Genomic DNA, 13,952 nt, shown 5'->3' with positions numbered 1-13,952 from the left:
GGAGTGCAGCACCTTTCTCCAGGCCGACCAATTGCTGTTGTAATAGCCCCGAAAATAGAAGTCGGGCGCATCACTGCTCAGAAAATTGTAGGTGTAATACTGCTGGGTGACACCGGCTGCGGCCTGGACCACCAGGGAACCCGCTTTTGCGGTCGGGTAATTGCTCCCACTGGTGGCGTTGGCATTGGCGGTCTGGTAATAGAAGCCAGGGGTCTGGTAATTGTTCAGGTTCACCACACCCAGTGCCGGCGCCGAGGCCGGGGTAAAGCCCGATGTATTGCCATCATGCCAGACCTGATGCCCGCTCTGTGTCAGGGGGCCGCTGGTATTCAGCGCTGGCATATCCACTTTGGCGGTGCCGGACCCGGAGTTGCGGTTGAAATCCAGGGAACCGTCGAGGGAGGATGTGATGCTCCAGCTCTCTCCACCGCGGACAATCTTGATATGCTGGCCATAGCTCGCGGAATTGAATGTGGTCAGTCCGCCGATCGACTGGCCACCGCCGCTGTGCAGAAGATCCCTGTTATTGGTACCGTCCCACCAGCGAGGTACAACCGCACTGTCAATTCGGGTCGGATAAATAGCAGTGCCTAAAATCGCCAGGTTACCAGTGCCCAACCGCGCGATGGAGTGCGGAGTGCCCCCGGAATCTTTGGACTGAAACCCGTCCCCAAAAGGCAGCGTTATCGCAGCACCCAGCTCCAGGCCGCCGTGAATGGTCTGCCCACCCTTGCTGGTAATAACCTGGTACCAGTTGCCCCAGGTGCCCGCCTGCACACCGCGCAGATACCAGGTCGGATTGGCGCTGTTGCTGGACACCAGGGTCCAGCCGTATTGCTGACTGGTGTTCTCGTGGCTGACATGAATACCCCAGTACCAGCCGGTGGCGTTCCCCAGCGGATCATTGGCTTGAACCGAGCCGTTGTAAAAGCCGCTTTTGACAACATCGTTCCAGCCGTTGGTGCCCTGAACGCCCAGGGTGCCACTCGCGTTCTTGCCGGAGATAAAGTGGGCCGCCTCCTCACCGCCCAGCTTTGCCGAATCTGCCGCTGTAGCAGAAATACCCAGATACTTTTCCGCCAGGGTGGTGCCGTCTTCGCTGATCGCACTGGCGTTGAGTCCGCGATAAAACTCCGAAGCACCATGTCGCGATAACGCCACCACCGGAACATCGTAATCATCCAGGCGGATACCGGCCGGATTTTCCGCACCACTGCCGCGAAAGCGTAGGTAGTCATCCTGAAAACCGACTTTGAATGATCCAGCGGTAGGATGAAGGAACTCGATAGGCTCAGCGCTGGCGCCCGGGAAGCGAATCCTGTCGAAAGTGGTTGTGCCGGAGACTGTCTGCCCGCCCCCGCTGTGCAGCAGATCCTGCCCGGCCTGCCGCAGTTTCCAGCCGGCACTGCCACCGACAAAATCCACCACCTTCTCGGCGGGGTTGCAGTAAAAACGCGCATCGAAACTGTCACCGCTGGCAAAGCCGATAAAGGTCTCGCCCCCATCGGTATTGGCGTGCGCATAAAGTCCAATATCCGCAATCAGGGACTCGTTACCATCATTGGCCAGTGCCGGCGTTTGTGACTTGCCCACCGCCAAACGGCCCGCCAGCCACTGGTTGCCGCTTCCGGTATGCAGCAGGTCAACACTGGCGGAGCCGTTGTTCCACTGGGGTACCGAAGCCGATTGAATCACCGTCGGCATGGTGGCGTCACCCAGCCACACCTGGGCGCCATCGGCACTGGTCCGCGCCAGGTATTTCGCCGCACCTGCGCTGTTTTTACCGCGCACACCCACACCGGCATCGAACAGCGTATTCTGCGCCCCGGCAAAATCCCCGTAATCCAGTACCACCGCGCCAATATAACCGTTGACGCTGGCGACGTTCCCCGAGCCGGGGGTGACAAACCAGGCCGCATCCGGCACCGAGTAGGTGATAAAGTCGTTGACGTAGACACTTTTGCCATCCACAACGCCGTCGCTGATGATGACATAGCGGGCCGAGTTGGCCGGGGTCGGCGGTGTGCCATTGACCGCCGCATCCCAGGAGCCCAAGAACTCCACCTGCCCCGAGGCGGATGCCGCGGACTCGGCCGCCTTGGCTGCCCAGTGGGCACCGGAGTATTGCGTCTCCCCGGGTAGCAACTGGTCTTCAGGGTGGTTGGCCCACTGCAAGGCTTTTTGCTGTGCCGCCACCGCACCGGTCTCTGCGGTCTGCGCCACCGTTGCGCTGTCCGCTGCGGCCACCGCGCTACTACCGGCAATACCCTGTGCTGTTTCGGCTCCGGCCTGCGCATTGATGGCCCCATCACGCGCCGCCTGCGCATCGGTTTTTGCAGTAGTGGCCAAGCCCGCCTGTGTGGTAGCAGTTACTGCACTGTTGGCGGCATTCTGTGCACTGGTCGTCGCCTGACCAGCGCTGGCATTGGCGTTATTTTCACTTTCCGATGCAGCTAGTGATGAATTTCCCGCCTCATTGGCGCTAATTTCAGCGTTGAGTGCCTGCGTCTGAGCCTGTTCAGCAGAAATCTGCGCGGAATTGGCCCAGCTTTGTGCCGAGGAAGCACTATCGGCTGCGGCCTGTTTACTGGCCTCGGCCGACGCCGCGCTGTTGCCGGAGTTCACCGCGCTGTTTTCCGCCGCGATCCGGTGGTCATTGGCCGTGACCGCACTGGCACCCGCATCCGAGGCACTGGAAGCGGCAGCTGTCGCACTGCCGGCAGCACTCTGCGCGCTGGTCGCCGCATTGGTTTTGCTCTGCGCAGCCGCCGCCGCACTGGCCCCGGCGTTTTGCTCCGCTTCCACCACCTGCGCCGCCAGACGCGCCACCACGCCCACATCACCGGTAATTTCAACCGCAATGGGCTGGCCCCTTGCGTCCAGCGTTACCTCCAATGCTTGGCGGGCCACCGCTTCAATCTCAACGGTTTCTGTTGCCGCTTGAACCTGCAGGGTGTCGCTCATGGCTTAGCGGCTCCGGGTAATCTGCTGCACAAAGCGGATACGGCCATACACAATGGTCCGCACTTCAGTGTCGCCGCCCGGTATTGGCGTGGCCATCTGCAGGTCGTAATAGTAACTGGCAGGTTTTAGATTCTCCGTCTCCGCCGCGCTCAGTCCAATCGCCGTTTCGCCGTTCTGGCTATTGGCATCCACAGGCGCCGTCAAAATGGCCTGGGCGTCCGCCTGCTCGTCGGGCACCTGCGGTTTCAGCTTGAGCGTCAACCAGAAGGTGCGCCCGGAAATATCGATACGCTCGCCATTCTCGTCCTTAAACACCAGCGGCAGGCTCAGGCTGTCCCCGATCACGGCATCGGTGAGGTTCTTTTTACTGGCCATAGGCGCCTCAAGAAAAATCAGAAATAAGTGCGGGGTTTGGGTTGGTGGCGTCGCGGGGTGGTGGAAAATCCACGTCCGGCCTTGCGGGCCGCCTGATCGCGCGCCGCCACATACTGGCCCTGCGCCAACTGAAACAGCTCTGGTGCCGACCAGGGTTTGTGCGGCATGGTGTAGAGCCTGGCCAGGGCGCCCTGCTCTATGGCGTCGCGGTAATCCGTCAACAGCGTCCTGGAAACACTGGCGGCCGTATTTGAGGGCTTGACCGCCCCCTGCACCGTCAATACCTGCTCGCCCAGTTCAGGGTCAATATCCAGCACACCGGGTTGGGACTGCCACCACCAGCGCTCGCCGGGTATCGGTTTTTGGCGCGGCGTGAACACATTGCCCTCCGCATCCTTCACCTCCAGCACCTTGACCACCTCGGTATCACCCGGGCCTTCCAGAAAATAACTGTCGATACCCTCAATGGTGTAGACATCCACCAAAGGCTCCCGCCAGTAGCAGGCGTGCTCGCAAAAGTCCTGCAATACCGACAGCAGGTGATGACGGATCAACGACTCCGGCGCATCCGGCACCCTGATCACAATACCGGGCAGAAACGCATCAATATCAACCAGTTCATGTTCCAGCATCAGACCTTGCGCTCCGGCTGCCACGGGGAAACCCGTGCTTCGTTCTGCACTTTGACCCCGAGGAAATTAAAGAAATTGGCGTAGTGCTTGCGGCTGCGGGACTCGTTCACGCTACCCTCGGTGTCCTCACTGAACAGCCGATACAGCGCATACTCAATCAATGCCGGGCGGTATTCCGGACCGACCGTTGGCATCGCCGTTGTCAGGTCATCGTACTCAGCCGGGCGCTTTGCCAAAGTCGCCACCACCGTGCCGGCCACAACCGGTGGGGACAGCTCAAAAACCCGGGGGTTGTGCTCGTCATAGGTGTACTGTCGCGCTTCAGGCTCTGTATTGGCAGCGCGCCAGTTGGGCGCCATCAGGTCCAGGTGCTCCCTTGCCACCAGGCGGATACTTCGGCCGGGCTCCGCCAGGGTGCCGTTGTGCTTAATATCCAGCACCCGCAAATAGTCAGCCGGAATCTCCTGACGTGCACCGTCCACCGTGGTGACTTCCACATCCTCCGCAGTGGCCTCCGGCTTGTAGGCTACAACCACCAGCTCCGCATCCAACAACGCACTGCCAATAGCTTCAGCGCTGTACTGCACTTCACTGGCATCGCGGAGGCTATTGCGCACCTCTGCAATCAGAGCGCTAACCATTGCTATTGATCGTTTCCCAGGCCCGCTTCACATCGTCAGCGGTAATGCCCGGATCACCGGCCAGCGCGCGCACCCTGGCCACTTTGGGCTTGCCGGTGCCCGGATTAAAATGGGCTTCATCTTTTGGCATCGCGCGAATCAATGCCACCAGATCGACTGCCTGATTTTCCGGGTTGTTTTCCGCAGTACTGGGCGCACCGACTTGCCCCTCTCCCTGCGACTGAGTAGATATAAGCGGTTCAGGGCCATTATCTTCGGGGTCTTTAACCTCCCCGGTCACCGGTGCGCTATTGAAAGTCGGCTGCCCAACTTCGCGACGCTCATTAGGGGATGCTTCGCCCTTCTCATCGTGTACAGAAGCTTCGGGTTGAAGGGGCTGTTCGACCGAAGTGATTCCGACAGCTGAAATATCGGCAAGCTGCCATACCTTAGGATGCCGAAGCAGCAGCGCCGCCCTGTCGCGCGGGAAAGCCTGTACATCGCCATGGCCCGCCCAGAGGGTGCCGGTACCACAGACGGTATCCCTTTTTGCCGGCTTATTGCCGATATATTTAACTTGCACTGTGGGTTCAGTCATTGGAAATCTCCTAAATAGAAAAAGCCCACATTAAGCGGGCTCAGAGCTATGCTTCAATGAAGCGTGAACGTATAATTCAACATCAAACTGCGGGGGCCCCGCAGGCTTGGATTTACACTACTTCAGTACAAATACCTGAAGATTCGACCAATAAACAAGGAATTAAATTAAAATGCGTAAAATGATAGCCCTACTGATTACCGCGCTAATTTCTCTTCCAGCGACAGCGCAAGAAGTGGGGTTTACTTCTCAAGTTACAAGAGTCTATCCATTCGGTGATGGAAGCTTTGTGATAACTCTAGAAGCAAGCTCCCCAAGCTGTACCAGCACTGACAATTACTACTATGTAAAAGTGGGAGAGAATGGTGTAACCCAAGAGGGTTTGCAGCTAATGTTTAGTGCCGCCTTGGCAGGACTGGCATCTGAAAAACAAGTTACAGTAGTGTTTGATAGCAGCTCTAGTAGTTGCTACATCAATCGATTATTCATATCCAAATGATCTACACATCAACTATACTACTTAGCCATTTATAGTTATTCACTTGAATCCGATCTGCAATTGAATCACTGAAAATTCAAAATAAAGAAGCCCGCACTAAGCGGGCTTATGGTTATACTTTGATAAAAACACTCCTGGTTGACAGCTGTCAGCCAGATCAGTACAGAAAGAAAAAAGGTGAATCAGGTAAAGAAATATTACGCGCAGAATAAGTGTGAAGCTAGAACACTAATAACGCCTCAAACACCGGCGCTAATCTGCTGCATCCTGCGCATGTCTTTTGTGCGCGTAGTTGATTTACTTGTTAGGTATTATCGAACGCCCCTCTCTCGAAGTAGAGTATGAATTTCATTAAGCGTGGCAATTTGTCTTTGCTCAAACGATGTTTTTTTGTCTGCCTGTTGCAACGTAGCCATGCCAGTCATCACACCAGCTGCACCTACAAGTAAGGTTACAGTGTTCATTGCCCCCTGAATATAAAACCAACCTCCGGCAACAAGCAATAAAAATGCTGAGAAAGCGAGAAACTTCCACGTAATTCCATTTTTCCTAGAACGCTCATTCCTCAACAATTGCTTTCTGTGCAACTCCTCATGCAAAAGCTCTTCGTTATTGCAATGGATTAGCAATTTATATTCATTATTTTTAGAGTTATCGTTGATAGTGATATCCCCATGAATATCACCAGAATTGAAGTCTCTCAATATCACTTCCTCTGTAAAATTGCCTAACGCCGCCAGCAGGAGCTGAAAACCAGAGTGAAGAAGCAGTTTTTTGTTCCCTCTGGCTCGCTTTGTTATGCTATTGTCTCTGCATTTAAAAGACCCGCTATTTCACCAGCAATCTCATCAATAGTATGTGCAGCTGTACTTCTTGCCACCTTATCTGCTAGAGATGGGCTGAAATCAACAACTTGCTGTTTTGTTATGTTGTGCCATATAGGCAGTAATATTTGTTCGCCCGATACCGCTCGAGTGACGATTCCGTCAAGTTCGTAGTTAGTCCAGCCTTTGTTAATAAAGGCTGGAGACAAAACAACTAGGCCTACACGACTATTCGCGAGCCCTTTATCTATTTTTTGCCTTAGGCTGTCACCTATTCGGAGAGTCATTTCGTCGTACCAAACATTAAGTCCTTTGTTACTCAGAGCGCTTGCCAGTGGACGAACAAACTCCTCTTTGTCTTCTGAGGCATGTGAAATAAATACATCGTGGGTTTCTCCTCCAGTTTCTGTTGGAGGAGAAATGTCATCCCTCACAAGACCAGGAACCTCACTTAAGGGGCGTTCCTGAATATCTGGCAGAGCACCAGGAAGAACTCGAACGGAAGCCTTTGTGCTACCCATTAAACCTTGCATATCAACCGCAACATGCCAGTGCCCCGACGAGGGTATTTGTAGCCGTATGGGAGACCTTTTTGCTAAGCCTCCGGTGTACCGGTGGTGGCGGCGATTTTTATAACTATTAAAATTAGAACTATCCATTAAGCGAACATTTGCACCACTCGTAAGAGTAACCTCTACTATTTCCCCTCTCTTCCTTTGACCAAGGTCGGTATGAATGAATTGCACTTTTTACTACTCCCTATCTAATTGAAGGCATAACGTACAAAACACTGGGAAAATTGAAGCCCAGCCTAAATTTGATCCGAGTACTTGTGCTTGTTACACTAAGTGATTAGATAAAAACCTCTCGACATCCCTAATCATCTCCCTTGCATCATCCTCACTAAATGAATCCCAGTCGCCGTGGGCCGCGCTATTTCGAATATCAGCTAGTGCAGTAATTTTTTTTTGTTGCAGCTTATTATATAAACCTGCCTTCGCTAAATCGGAATTCATTTTATCCAGTTTTGCATGGGATATAGAATTTTGAGCACAAAGATCTTTTAAAGCTGTCTCCAGAACCACTCCAGCAACTACTGCGGAAGGTCCTTTATATCCACTATCCAGAAGCTCCGCTGCTTGCTCCAATTCGGAATCAAATAACTCAGCCTGCACAAGACTCTTAACCGAGGAAAGATAACCTCCTTGAAAATCATCTTTCGCAGCCATATAAACTGACTTTACGCGTTGGAGCACACTATAGTTACTATCTAGGGATCGCAGCTCTTCAGCAGTTACAAATGCCTTTATGTGCTCACCATCATTCCCACACGCTTTGACTATGAGTGACTTAGCTTTAACCTTCCATTCATCTAACATGGCTTGATCAACGTGATCATAGCTCCCAGAGTAAACGCTATGCTTGATTACTTTAGTTGATTCTATTTGGATAATTTCATCTGCGAGCTGATCGAATCTAGCTGACAATTTTTGTATCAAACTGATCTCCTCTTCTGCTTAGAGGGTATAGTAGTTTATTGAAGAGCCAATAGCCCACTATCCATTTGGCTATTATTTCTAAAGAAGGCCGCTCAAACCCTACTGAAAAGCCATTATTCACAGTAGGTTATAGATTTTCGATCAAATAGCAACTGAAGATAGTGAACCACTGGCTCAAGTCGCTTTATTCAACACTTAACTATCAGTGCTCTACTGTAAGCATGCGCGACTGCACAAAATTCAATCAGCACTCAGGCCCCAACGTACACATACTCGACTACACACTCCACTTCCCCGGTAGCACTTCCGCCGGCCAGGGATAGCTGGAGTTCAGTCGGTTCGAGAAGGAGAATGGATTTGCCGGTATAGACCGTATTGCCTGAATTCGCGGTGTTGGTGGCGGGCAACACCGGAGTGCTGTTGTCCTCTCCGACCGCATCGACGGCAACCGTGGTGGATGCGCCCAGCGCGTCATTGACCATGCGAAAGCCGGTGATTTGGGTCATCGCCGGCAGCTTGAGCACAGGGCCGACGGTGCCGGCAGAATCGCCTTCGTAAATGGCCCTGCCGGTGGCAACACACAGGTTGCCGTATTCACCATTTTGTTGAATGGTGTTGAGATCTGGGGTTTTCATATTGGATCACTCCAAAGAAGTTAAGAGGAAGTAAGAGGAAGAAAACGGGAGCCAAGCCCCCGCCCTTATCGGTCAGTTGCCGCTCACCGCTGTGTCGTGCACCATCACACCGTGGTCGTTAGTCCGACCGTCGGTGCCCTTAAAACGGATCTTCGCCTTGCCATTCATCCAGGCAATCGAGTGCTCCACCACGTTTTCGTGGTCGGTCTTCTCCTCGTGCATGGAAAAGTGCATACCACCTTTGGCCTTCTTGCCACTGCGGCCATAGGCATTGGCCAGCGCCTGGCCACCCAAAAGAATGGCGCGGTCGATGGTGGTACCCGCTGTCTGCGTCGAAGTCCCCGCACTGGCGCTGTTGGTACACACGCTGACATTGGTCCCGGCGATAAATCGCACCGGGCGCTTCATCTTGCGCACCAGGATGCCGTTCCACATAGCGCACTCCCCCAAAAACACCGGGTGCTTAAAATGGGCCGCGCGCTGGTGTGCATTGGCCGTGAGCGCCCGCCAGTCGTTACCGCTGGTGGAGGTCCAGAAATCGTGCCACTGGCGTGGGGACACAAACAGCACATGGAAAGGCGCATCGTCCGCCTGGGGATCGCCCTCGAACTTCACCGGCTGTAGCGGGAACGGCATCTCGTCGAGTATCAGCCGCATATTGTCCACACTGGCCAGGGTAAAGAGATCGGCACTGTCCAGGTTGTCCACCGCCGTCGCATCACCACCGTAGGTGTGGCGGTCGTAGGTGGGCGGGGTCAGTGGGTTGACACAGATCTTTTGAAAATCCGCATCGTCCTCCAGCGGCACAATCCAGTCGGAGTCATTGTGTACCCCTCGGGCTCCGGCCAGGTGGATCAACACCAGCTGGTCTTCCAGGGTGGTGTAGTAAGGCCCCAGCAGGGTGCGGGCCAGCTGCTTGAGATCGTGCGCGGTGCGCTGCTGGCTCATAGCACCGCCCGAATCCACCATGGTACGGCCCTGGTCGATCTTCAGCGGGAACTGGCTGGAGGTCAGGCTGGCGCCCTTACCCGCCAGCTTGCTGTCGCCCATGACCGGCTTCTGACGCAATTGGTGGTACAGGTCCACCGTGACTTCATCACCGGCCTTCTTGGACAAATCCGTAATACGGACTACGGGCGCACCAGGGTTGGTCTGCTGCTTTCCGTCGATCTTTTTCTTATCGGCCTTCTTGGGCGCAGGCCCGGTCAGCACATTGGTGAAGGAGTTGCGGCGTGTGGCCTCCATAAAGAGCGCCGCGTTAAAAATGCGGTTGCGCGCAGCACTACCCGCGGAGATGGAAGTTGACATAATAAATACCTGTTATTCACCGAGTTCGGCCATCAACGACTCGATCTGGTCCTGTGACATATTCTCCATCGCCATTGCCAGTTCCGCTTCGGACATTTCGGAGAATTGATCCAAGCGGGACTTTTCTGCGGTCGAAGAGTGGCCTATATCGGTAAGCGATTGAGGGAATTGGTTCTTGGTCGCTTCCTCGACTTTTGCCTTGGCTTTATCGGCCAGCGCTTGCGCGTCCTGATCGGATTGATCCGGAGCTTTCTTGCTCTGGTCGGGTTCGTCCTGGGGTTTGTCGGGAACACCAAAGGCGGCCTGGGTACGCTTGACGACTTCTTTAAAGCGTGCCTCGAACGACGCCTCCTTAAAGGCGGGGTCTTGTTTGAGCTTTTCATCGACGATAATGGCCATCTCCCATTTATCGGGATCATTCTGTCTCCAGTCGGACAAGCTCGGATTGTTGGCGATGGCGGTTTCCACCTGCTGTTGCACAGCATCAGGCCCTTGGTCAGGCACCGGGGGTACTGCCTTTTCCCGGTCCTGGCTGATGGCCTCCTGCAACTGCTGATTCTGTAATGCCAGGGCGCGCACCACTTCGCCAAGATTTCCGTATTCGCTCAGTGTTTCGAGCATCTCGTCATCAATGTCGACTTTTTGGAGTACATCGGCCGGGGTCAGGTTGTTGGCTTGCAGCTGCTGCTTGAGCTGATCATTGACAGACTTCAGCTGCGCCAGCTCCGCCTGGGTGCCACTGAGGTTCTGCTGCAGTTCCTCAGTGCGGTTGTGCAGCGCACTGGCTCGCTCCCGTGCATTTTGCAACACCGCATAGGGGATCTTGTGCTGGCCGTCACGGCTCTCCACATACCGCTCGCCGTCACCACTGCCACCGTCACCCTCCGAATCGGTCGGCTGTTCGCTCGGCTGGTCGGCATCGGGCGGGGTGCCGTCGTTATCGCCCTGTTTACCAGCGTCGCTATCGCCTTCCTCATCAGAGGTTGTTTCTTCCTGATCGTCGTTGCCCTTATCACCATCGCTGGCTTCCGGGGTCTTGGTCTCTGCCTCGCTGGACTCACCACCAAAACCAAGCAGTTCCTCGATTGCATCTTCATCACCACTTTCGAGAATTTCGTTGATTTCGTCTTCCGACTTGCCCAGTCCGTCCAGATCCACATCGTCCATCTCAAACTTACTCATCGTTTCTCCACCTTTTACCAGTTGTCGCATGGTTGCGAGTCGCCCTCTATCGCTCGGGCGTGCGGAAGTCCGGGCATAAAAAAACCCGCACAGAGCGGGTTATTTACATCCGGGGTTGGCCGTTGCCAGCCAATAGGTCACGCAGTCATTGGGCTATCCCCAACCTGCTGGAATCTGAGTTGCGAGCGTTTTAGTGCTACGTCAGCGATAACACTCTTCATCTCTGCGATCAGTTTTTCAGTGCTGGCGTCCAGCTGCCGAAGTTCAGCCGGTCCCAATTTCGACTTGCCCTGCTCGGTACCGGCCTGCGCCTCCAGTTTGGCGGCCTCCGCGGCCAGCTTGCGCACCTTCTCCTGCGCCTCGGCCATACCCAGCTGTTGCATCGCCTGCTCGAATTGCTGCGCCTGTTGCATCTGGGCGCGCTGCTCCGAGGTCAAGTCTTCAGGGTTGCCCCGGCCGGTTACCTCGCGAATACGTTTAACGATCTCATCCCGCTTGGGCAGGTCGGTGCTCTCCACAATCAAATCCAGCATCACCATCTGCATATCCGGCGGCAGGCTTGATGCCAGTTCCATCATGCGCTGGGAAACCTGGGCGCGGTAACTGGGCGTGCTGGCAATGTCCCCCAGCACCACCTGCAATTTGGCCTTGGTCACCAGATTGGTTCTGGGCTGGCCAGTGCCCTCGGTGCCGTTGAGCACGATGACCTTGGTTTTATCCGGTTTGCCCACATTGCGCGACACGGCCACATCCGGCCGGTGACTGAGATCGTGAATCACCTGCGCCATCAGCAACTCACCCACCTGCTGACGCGCAAAGCGGTAGTTGTCGGTCAGTTCCGCCAGCGTAGTGCTGCCCTGCTCCACCAGCGAGTCGATCGCCACTCCGGACTTGGCCCCACTCTCCTGGCCCAGAAACGCCGAGTAGACCCCGGCGGTCTCCTGGATAATCCGCTGCGCCTCCTGCATCACAGAGAACTGCTGAGCGGCGACGTGGGTTTGCTGCTCCACACGAAAGGCGTTGTTGTTTCTGGTGGTGCGGGTGGGATTGAGATTCACGACGCCATCAGCACGGTAAAACTCATCCAGCATCTCTTCATCAGACATATTCCCCGCCAGCGCATCCTCATCCTTGACCACATGGACCTTGTTTAACAGGAAGGTGAGCTTTTGCCGGCGCACATTCACCTCATCCTGCGCCGGCATCATCCGTCGGCCCAGGCCGTAAGGCACAAAGGTTGTGTCCTCCCGAAAACCCCAGAAAGGTATATAGGGAAACTGGTTGTGGGGATGCGGCGAGGGAATATCCACCAGCCGGTGCGGGCCGATAAAATAGGCCAGCCGCATCTTTGGAAACGTCATGGTGCGCACCTGCACCCGGTTGCTGGTCAGCAGCGCCTGGTGCATCCGGTTCCGTGGATCCACCTCCAGCACATGCCCCTCGCGGGTGAACATCACCGGACGCTCCACATAGTGGCGGTAGTAGACCTCATAGATAAGGGCCCGCTCCCGGTCGCTGTCCCACCAGTCCTGCAGAAACATATCCGTGCTGGTGTAGTCGGAATAGGCGCCCAGCAGGTCGTCCCGCTGCATCAGCTGGTATTCGGTGTCGAACCCGTCCCAGCCCTGGCAAGCAAACTCAATCAAATGTTTATGGCCCGGAAATGCCAGTTGCGCCTCATCCTTGTCCACCCAGCGCCGCCGCAGCAGCCAGCGCGCATTGGCCAGATCCGGATCCGCGTGCCAGTCCCAGAAAATCTCATTGCGGTGCACCCGCTTGCAGCGGTAGGGATAGGCGAAAGGATCACTGCCGCGGGTCACCTCCACCCAGTCCAGGCCGCACTTGACCTGGCCGGCAAAGGCGTCGGCACACGCCTTGTCCACCCGCGTCATGCGCGCCGCTTCATTGAGCTTTTCATTAATGCCCTCGGCCACCTCCACGCTGTCGTCATCGTCCGGACGCACCACCCAATCTGCCCGGGTGCGCGCCTCCAGACCCAATACCCCGTCGATCGCTGGCGCCATCAGGTTGTGAGTCAGGATCGGCTGACCACGGGATTCCAGCAACTCGCGCATCTCGGGGGTAATCTGGTTGCTGTCGTAATAGGCGCAGGCCCGGTCCGCCTCGCTGCGCCACTCCGGCTGCACCCGGATATCGTCCAGAAAGCGCTCCAGTTTTCTGAGTGGCAGTCCTCCTTGCTGTTTTGCGTGGTCAATGCCGAAGGACATTACATCGCTCTCCAGTTGCGCGGCGCGCGCTTTTTATGGGTACGACCAGAAGCTGTTGGCAATTCATAAGCTACCGCCATCAGACCGAACGCATCAGCACCATGGGAAGACCAGTCATGCTCCGGTCCCAGGCCGATGTTGCGCGCCTCATCAATTTTTTCGTGATACCAACCCAGTGCCTCCAGGCCGCCTGCACAACCTTCCTCATCGAACCAGATGGACGGAAAGAGGTGTCGTGCTGCCTCGATCCGCGCGGAAGCAGCACCTTTGCCCTGGTTGGGTACCACGATGACGTCAAAATTCGCCTTACGCAGCTCCGACTCATACGACACATCGAAAACCCTGTCATGGGTACCGCCATCGTGGGGCAGCCAGAATTTGGTGTTGTGATGGCCAAAGCCGTTCTCCCACATCCACTCCAAGTGCGCGCTCAACGGCTGGCCAACGCGCTCGTAGTAGCGCAAAGCCCGTACCTCGCGACCAACAAACTGCGTTATCCACATGGCGAACGCATCTGCCCGCGCACCGGTACCGCCAATATCCACAAAAGCGCGGTAGGTCATCAGAGGCTCAGCAGCCACTCGACCT

Annotated in this window: 13 protein-coding genes and 1 pseudogene; 1 reads left to right on the top strand and 13 read right to left on the bottom strand. The window is 55.6% G+C overall.

Annotated elements, in window-relative coordinates; translation table 11 throughout:
• From ABVT36_RS18255 to ABVT36_RS18235, 5 genes and pseudogenes are all read right to left on the bottom strand, one after another.
• A pseudogene (locus tag ABVT36_RS18255) lies at positions 1 to 2,964 on the bottom strand (hypothetical protein); the annotation flags it as partial.
• Between the two features lie 3 nt (positions 2,965 to 2,967).
• Positions 2,968 to 3,339 (bottom strand): hypothetical protein, encoded by a 372-nt coding sequence (locus ABVT36_RS18250; protein ID WP_367151835.1) that lies wholly within the window; start codon positions 3,337 to 3,339, stop codon positions 2,968 to 2,970.
• A 17-nt stretch (positions 3,340 to 3,356) separates the two neighbouring features.
• Complete coding sequence (locus tag ABVT36_RS18245; RefSeq protein ID WP_368457839.1) at positions 3,357 to 3,971, bottom strand: hypothetical protein; 615 nt, start codon at positions 3,969 to 3,971, stop codon at positions 3,357 to 3,359.
• Positions 3,971 to 4,612: a DUF6682 family protein gene (locus ABVT36_RS18240; RefSeq protein WP_368457838.1), complete on the bottom strand. Its 642-nt coding sequence runs from the start codon at positions 4,610 to 4,612 to the stop codon at positions 3,971 to 3,973. The genes ABVT36_RS18245 and ABVT36_RS18240 overlap by 1 nt, the downstream gene beginning before the upstream one ends.
• Entirely contained in the window at positions 4,605 to 5,189 is a 585-nt protein-coding gene (locus tag ABVT36_RS18235) for a hypothetical protein (protein WP_368457837.1), read from the bottom strand. The genes ABVT36_RS18240 and ABVT36_RS18235 overlap by 8 nt, the downstream gene beginning before the upstream one ends.
• A 172-nt stretch (positions 5,190 to 5,361) precedes the next feature.
• Between ABVT36_RS18235 and ABVT36_RS18230 the strand changes: the two genes are divergently transcribed.
• Complete coding sequence (locus tag ABVT36_RS18230; RefSeq protein ID WP_368457836.1) at positions 5,362 to 5,688, top strand: response regulator receiver protein; 327 nt, start codon at positions 5,362 to 5,364, stop codon at positions 5,686 to 5,688.
• 311 nt (positions 5,689 to 5,999) lie between these two features.
• Here ABVT36_RS18230 and ABVT36_RS18225 read toward each other — a convergent pair whose 3' ends face one another.
• From ABVT36_RS18225 to ABVT36_RS18190, 8 genes are all read right to left on the bottom strand, one after another.
• On the bottom strand, positions 6,000 to 6,392 hold the full coding sequence (locus ABVT36_RS18225; protein WP_368457835.1) for a hypothetical protein: 393 nt from the start codon (positions 6,390 to 6,392) through the stop codon (positions 6,000 to 6,002).
• Between the two features lie 92 nt (positions 6,393 to 6,484).
• Positions 6,485 to 7,258 (bottom strand): DUF1883 domain-containing protein, encoded by a 774-nt coding sequence (locus tag ABVT36_RS18220; RefSeq protein ID WP_368457834.1) that lies wholly within the window; start codon positions 7,256 to 7,258, stop codon positions 6,485 to 6,487.
• Positions 7,259 to 7,351: 93 nt separating this feature from the next.
• Entirely contained in the window at positions 7,352 to 8,011 is a 660-nt protein-coding gene (locus ABVT36_RS18215; RefSeq protein ID WP_368457833.1) for a DUF4145 domain-containing protein, read from the bottom strand.
• A gap of 251 nt (positions 8,012 to 8,262) precedes the next feature.
• A complete protein-coding gene (locus ABVT36_RS18210; RefSeq protein ID WP_368457832.1) occupies positions 8,263 to 8,646 on the bottom strand; it encodes a hypothetical protein in 384 nt (127 codons plus the stop codon).
• A 72-nt stretch (positions 8,647 to 8,718) separates the two neighbouring features.
• A complete protein-coding gene (locus tag ABVT36_RS18205) occupies positions 8,719 to 9,954 on the bottom strand; it encodes a N4-gp56 family major capsid protein (RefSeq protein ID WP_368457831.1) in 1,236 nt (411 codons plus the stop codon).
• Positions 9,955 to 9,966: 12 nt separating this feature from the next.
• Positions 9,967 to 11,136 (bottom strand): hypothetical protein, encoded by a 1,170-nt coding sequence (locus tag ABVT36_RS18200; protein WP_368457830.1) that lies wholly within the window; start codon positions 11,134 to 11,136, stop codon positions 9,967 to 9,969.
• Positions 11,137 to 11,273: 137 nt separating this feature from the next.
• Positions 11,274 to 13,364: a hypothetical protein gene (locus tag ABVT36_RS18195; protein WP_368457829.1), complete on the bottom strand. Its 2,091-nt coding sequence runs from the start codon at positions 13,362 to 13,364 to the stop codon at positions 11,274 to 11,276.
• A partial coding sequence (locus ABVT36_RS18190) for a hypothetical protein (protein WP_368457828.1) occupies positions 13,364 to 13,952 on the bottom strand: 589 nt, incomplete at its 5' end. The genes ABVT36_RS18195 and ABVT36_RS18190, both read right to left, overlap by 1 nt.

The sequence above is a fragment of the Microbulbifer sp. TYP-18 genome, assembly GCF_040932045.1.
In the GTDB taxonomy this organism is placed as follows: Bacteria; Pseudomonadota; Gammaproteobacteria; order Pseudomonadales; family Cellvibrionaceae; genus Microbulbifer.
Note: the sequence above shows the minus strand (reverse complement) of the source record. Positions and strands in the feature narration are given on the sequence as shown.

Excerpts from the sequence above, each read along its gene's own strand:
- ABVT36_RS18250 (WP_367151835.1), bottom strand. The coding sequence starts at position 3,339 with ATGGCCAGTAAAAAGAACCTCACCGATGCCGTGATCGGGGACAGCCTG.
- ABVT36_RS18235 (WP_368457837.1), bottom strand. The coding sequence starts at position 5,189 with ATGACTGAACCCACAGTGCAAGTTAAATATATCGGCAATAAGCCGGCA.
- ABVT36_RS18210 (WP_368457832.1), bottom strand. The coding sequence starts at position 8,646 with ATGAAAACCCCAGATCTCAACACCATTCAACAAAATGGTGAATACGGC.
- ABVT36_RS18245 (WP_368457839.1), bottom strand. The coding sequence starts at position 3,971 with ATGCTGGAACATGAACTGGTTGATATTGATGCGTTTCTGCCCGGTATT.
- ABVT36_RS18230 (WP_368457836.1), top strand. The coding sequence starts at position 5,362 with ATGCGTAAAATGATAGCCCTACTGATTACCGCGCTAATTTCTCTTCCA.
- ABVT36_RS18195 (WP_368457829.1), bottom strand. The coding sequence starts at position 13,364 with ATGTCCTTCGGCATTGACCACGCAAAACAGCAAGGAGGACTGCCACTC.
- ABVT36_RS18240 (WP_368457838.1), bottom strand. The coding sequence starts at position 4,612 with ATGGTTAGCGCTCTGATTGCAGAGGTGCGCAATAGCCTCCGCGATGCC.
- ABVT36_RS18205 (WP_368457831.1), bottom strand. The coding sequence starts at position 9,954 with ATGTCAACTTCCATCTCCGCGGGTAGTGCTGCGCGCAACCGCATTTTT.
- ABVT36_RS18200 (WP_368457830.1), bottom strand. The coding sequence starts at position 11,136 with ATGAGTAAGTTTGAGATGGACGATGTGGATCTGGACGGACTGGGCAAG.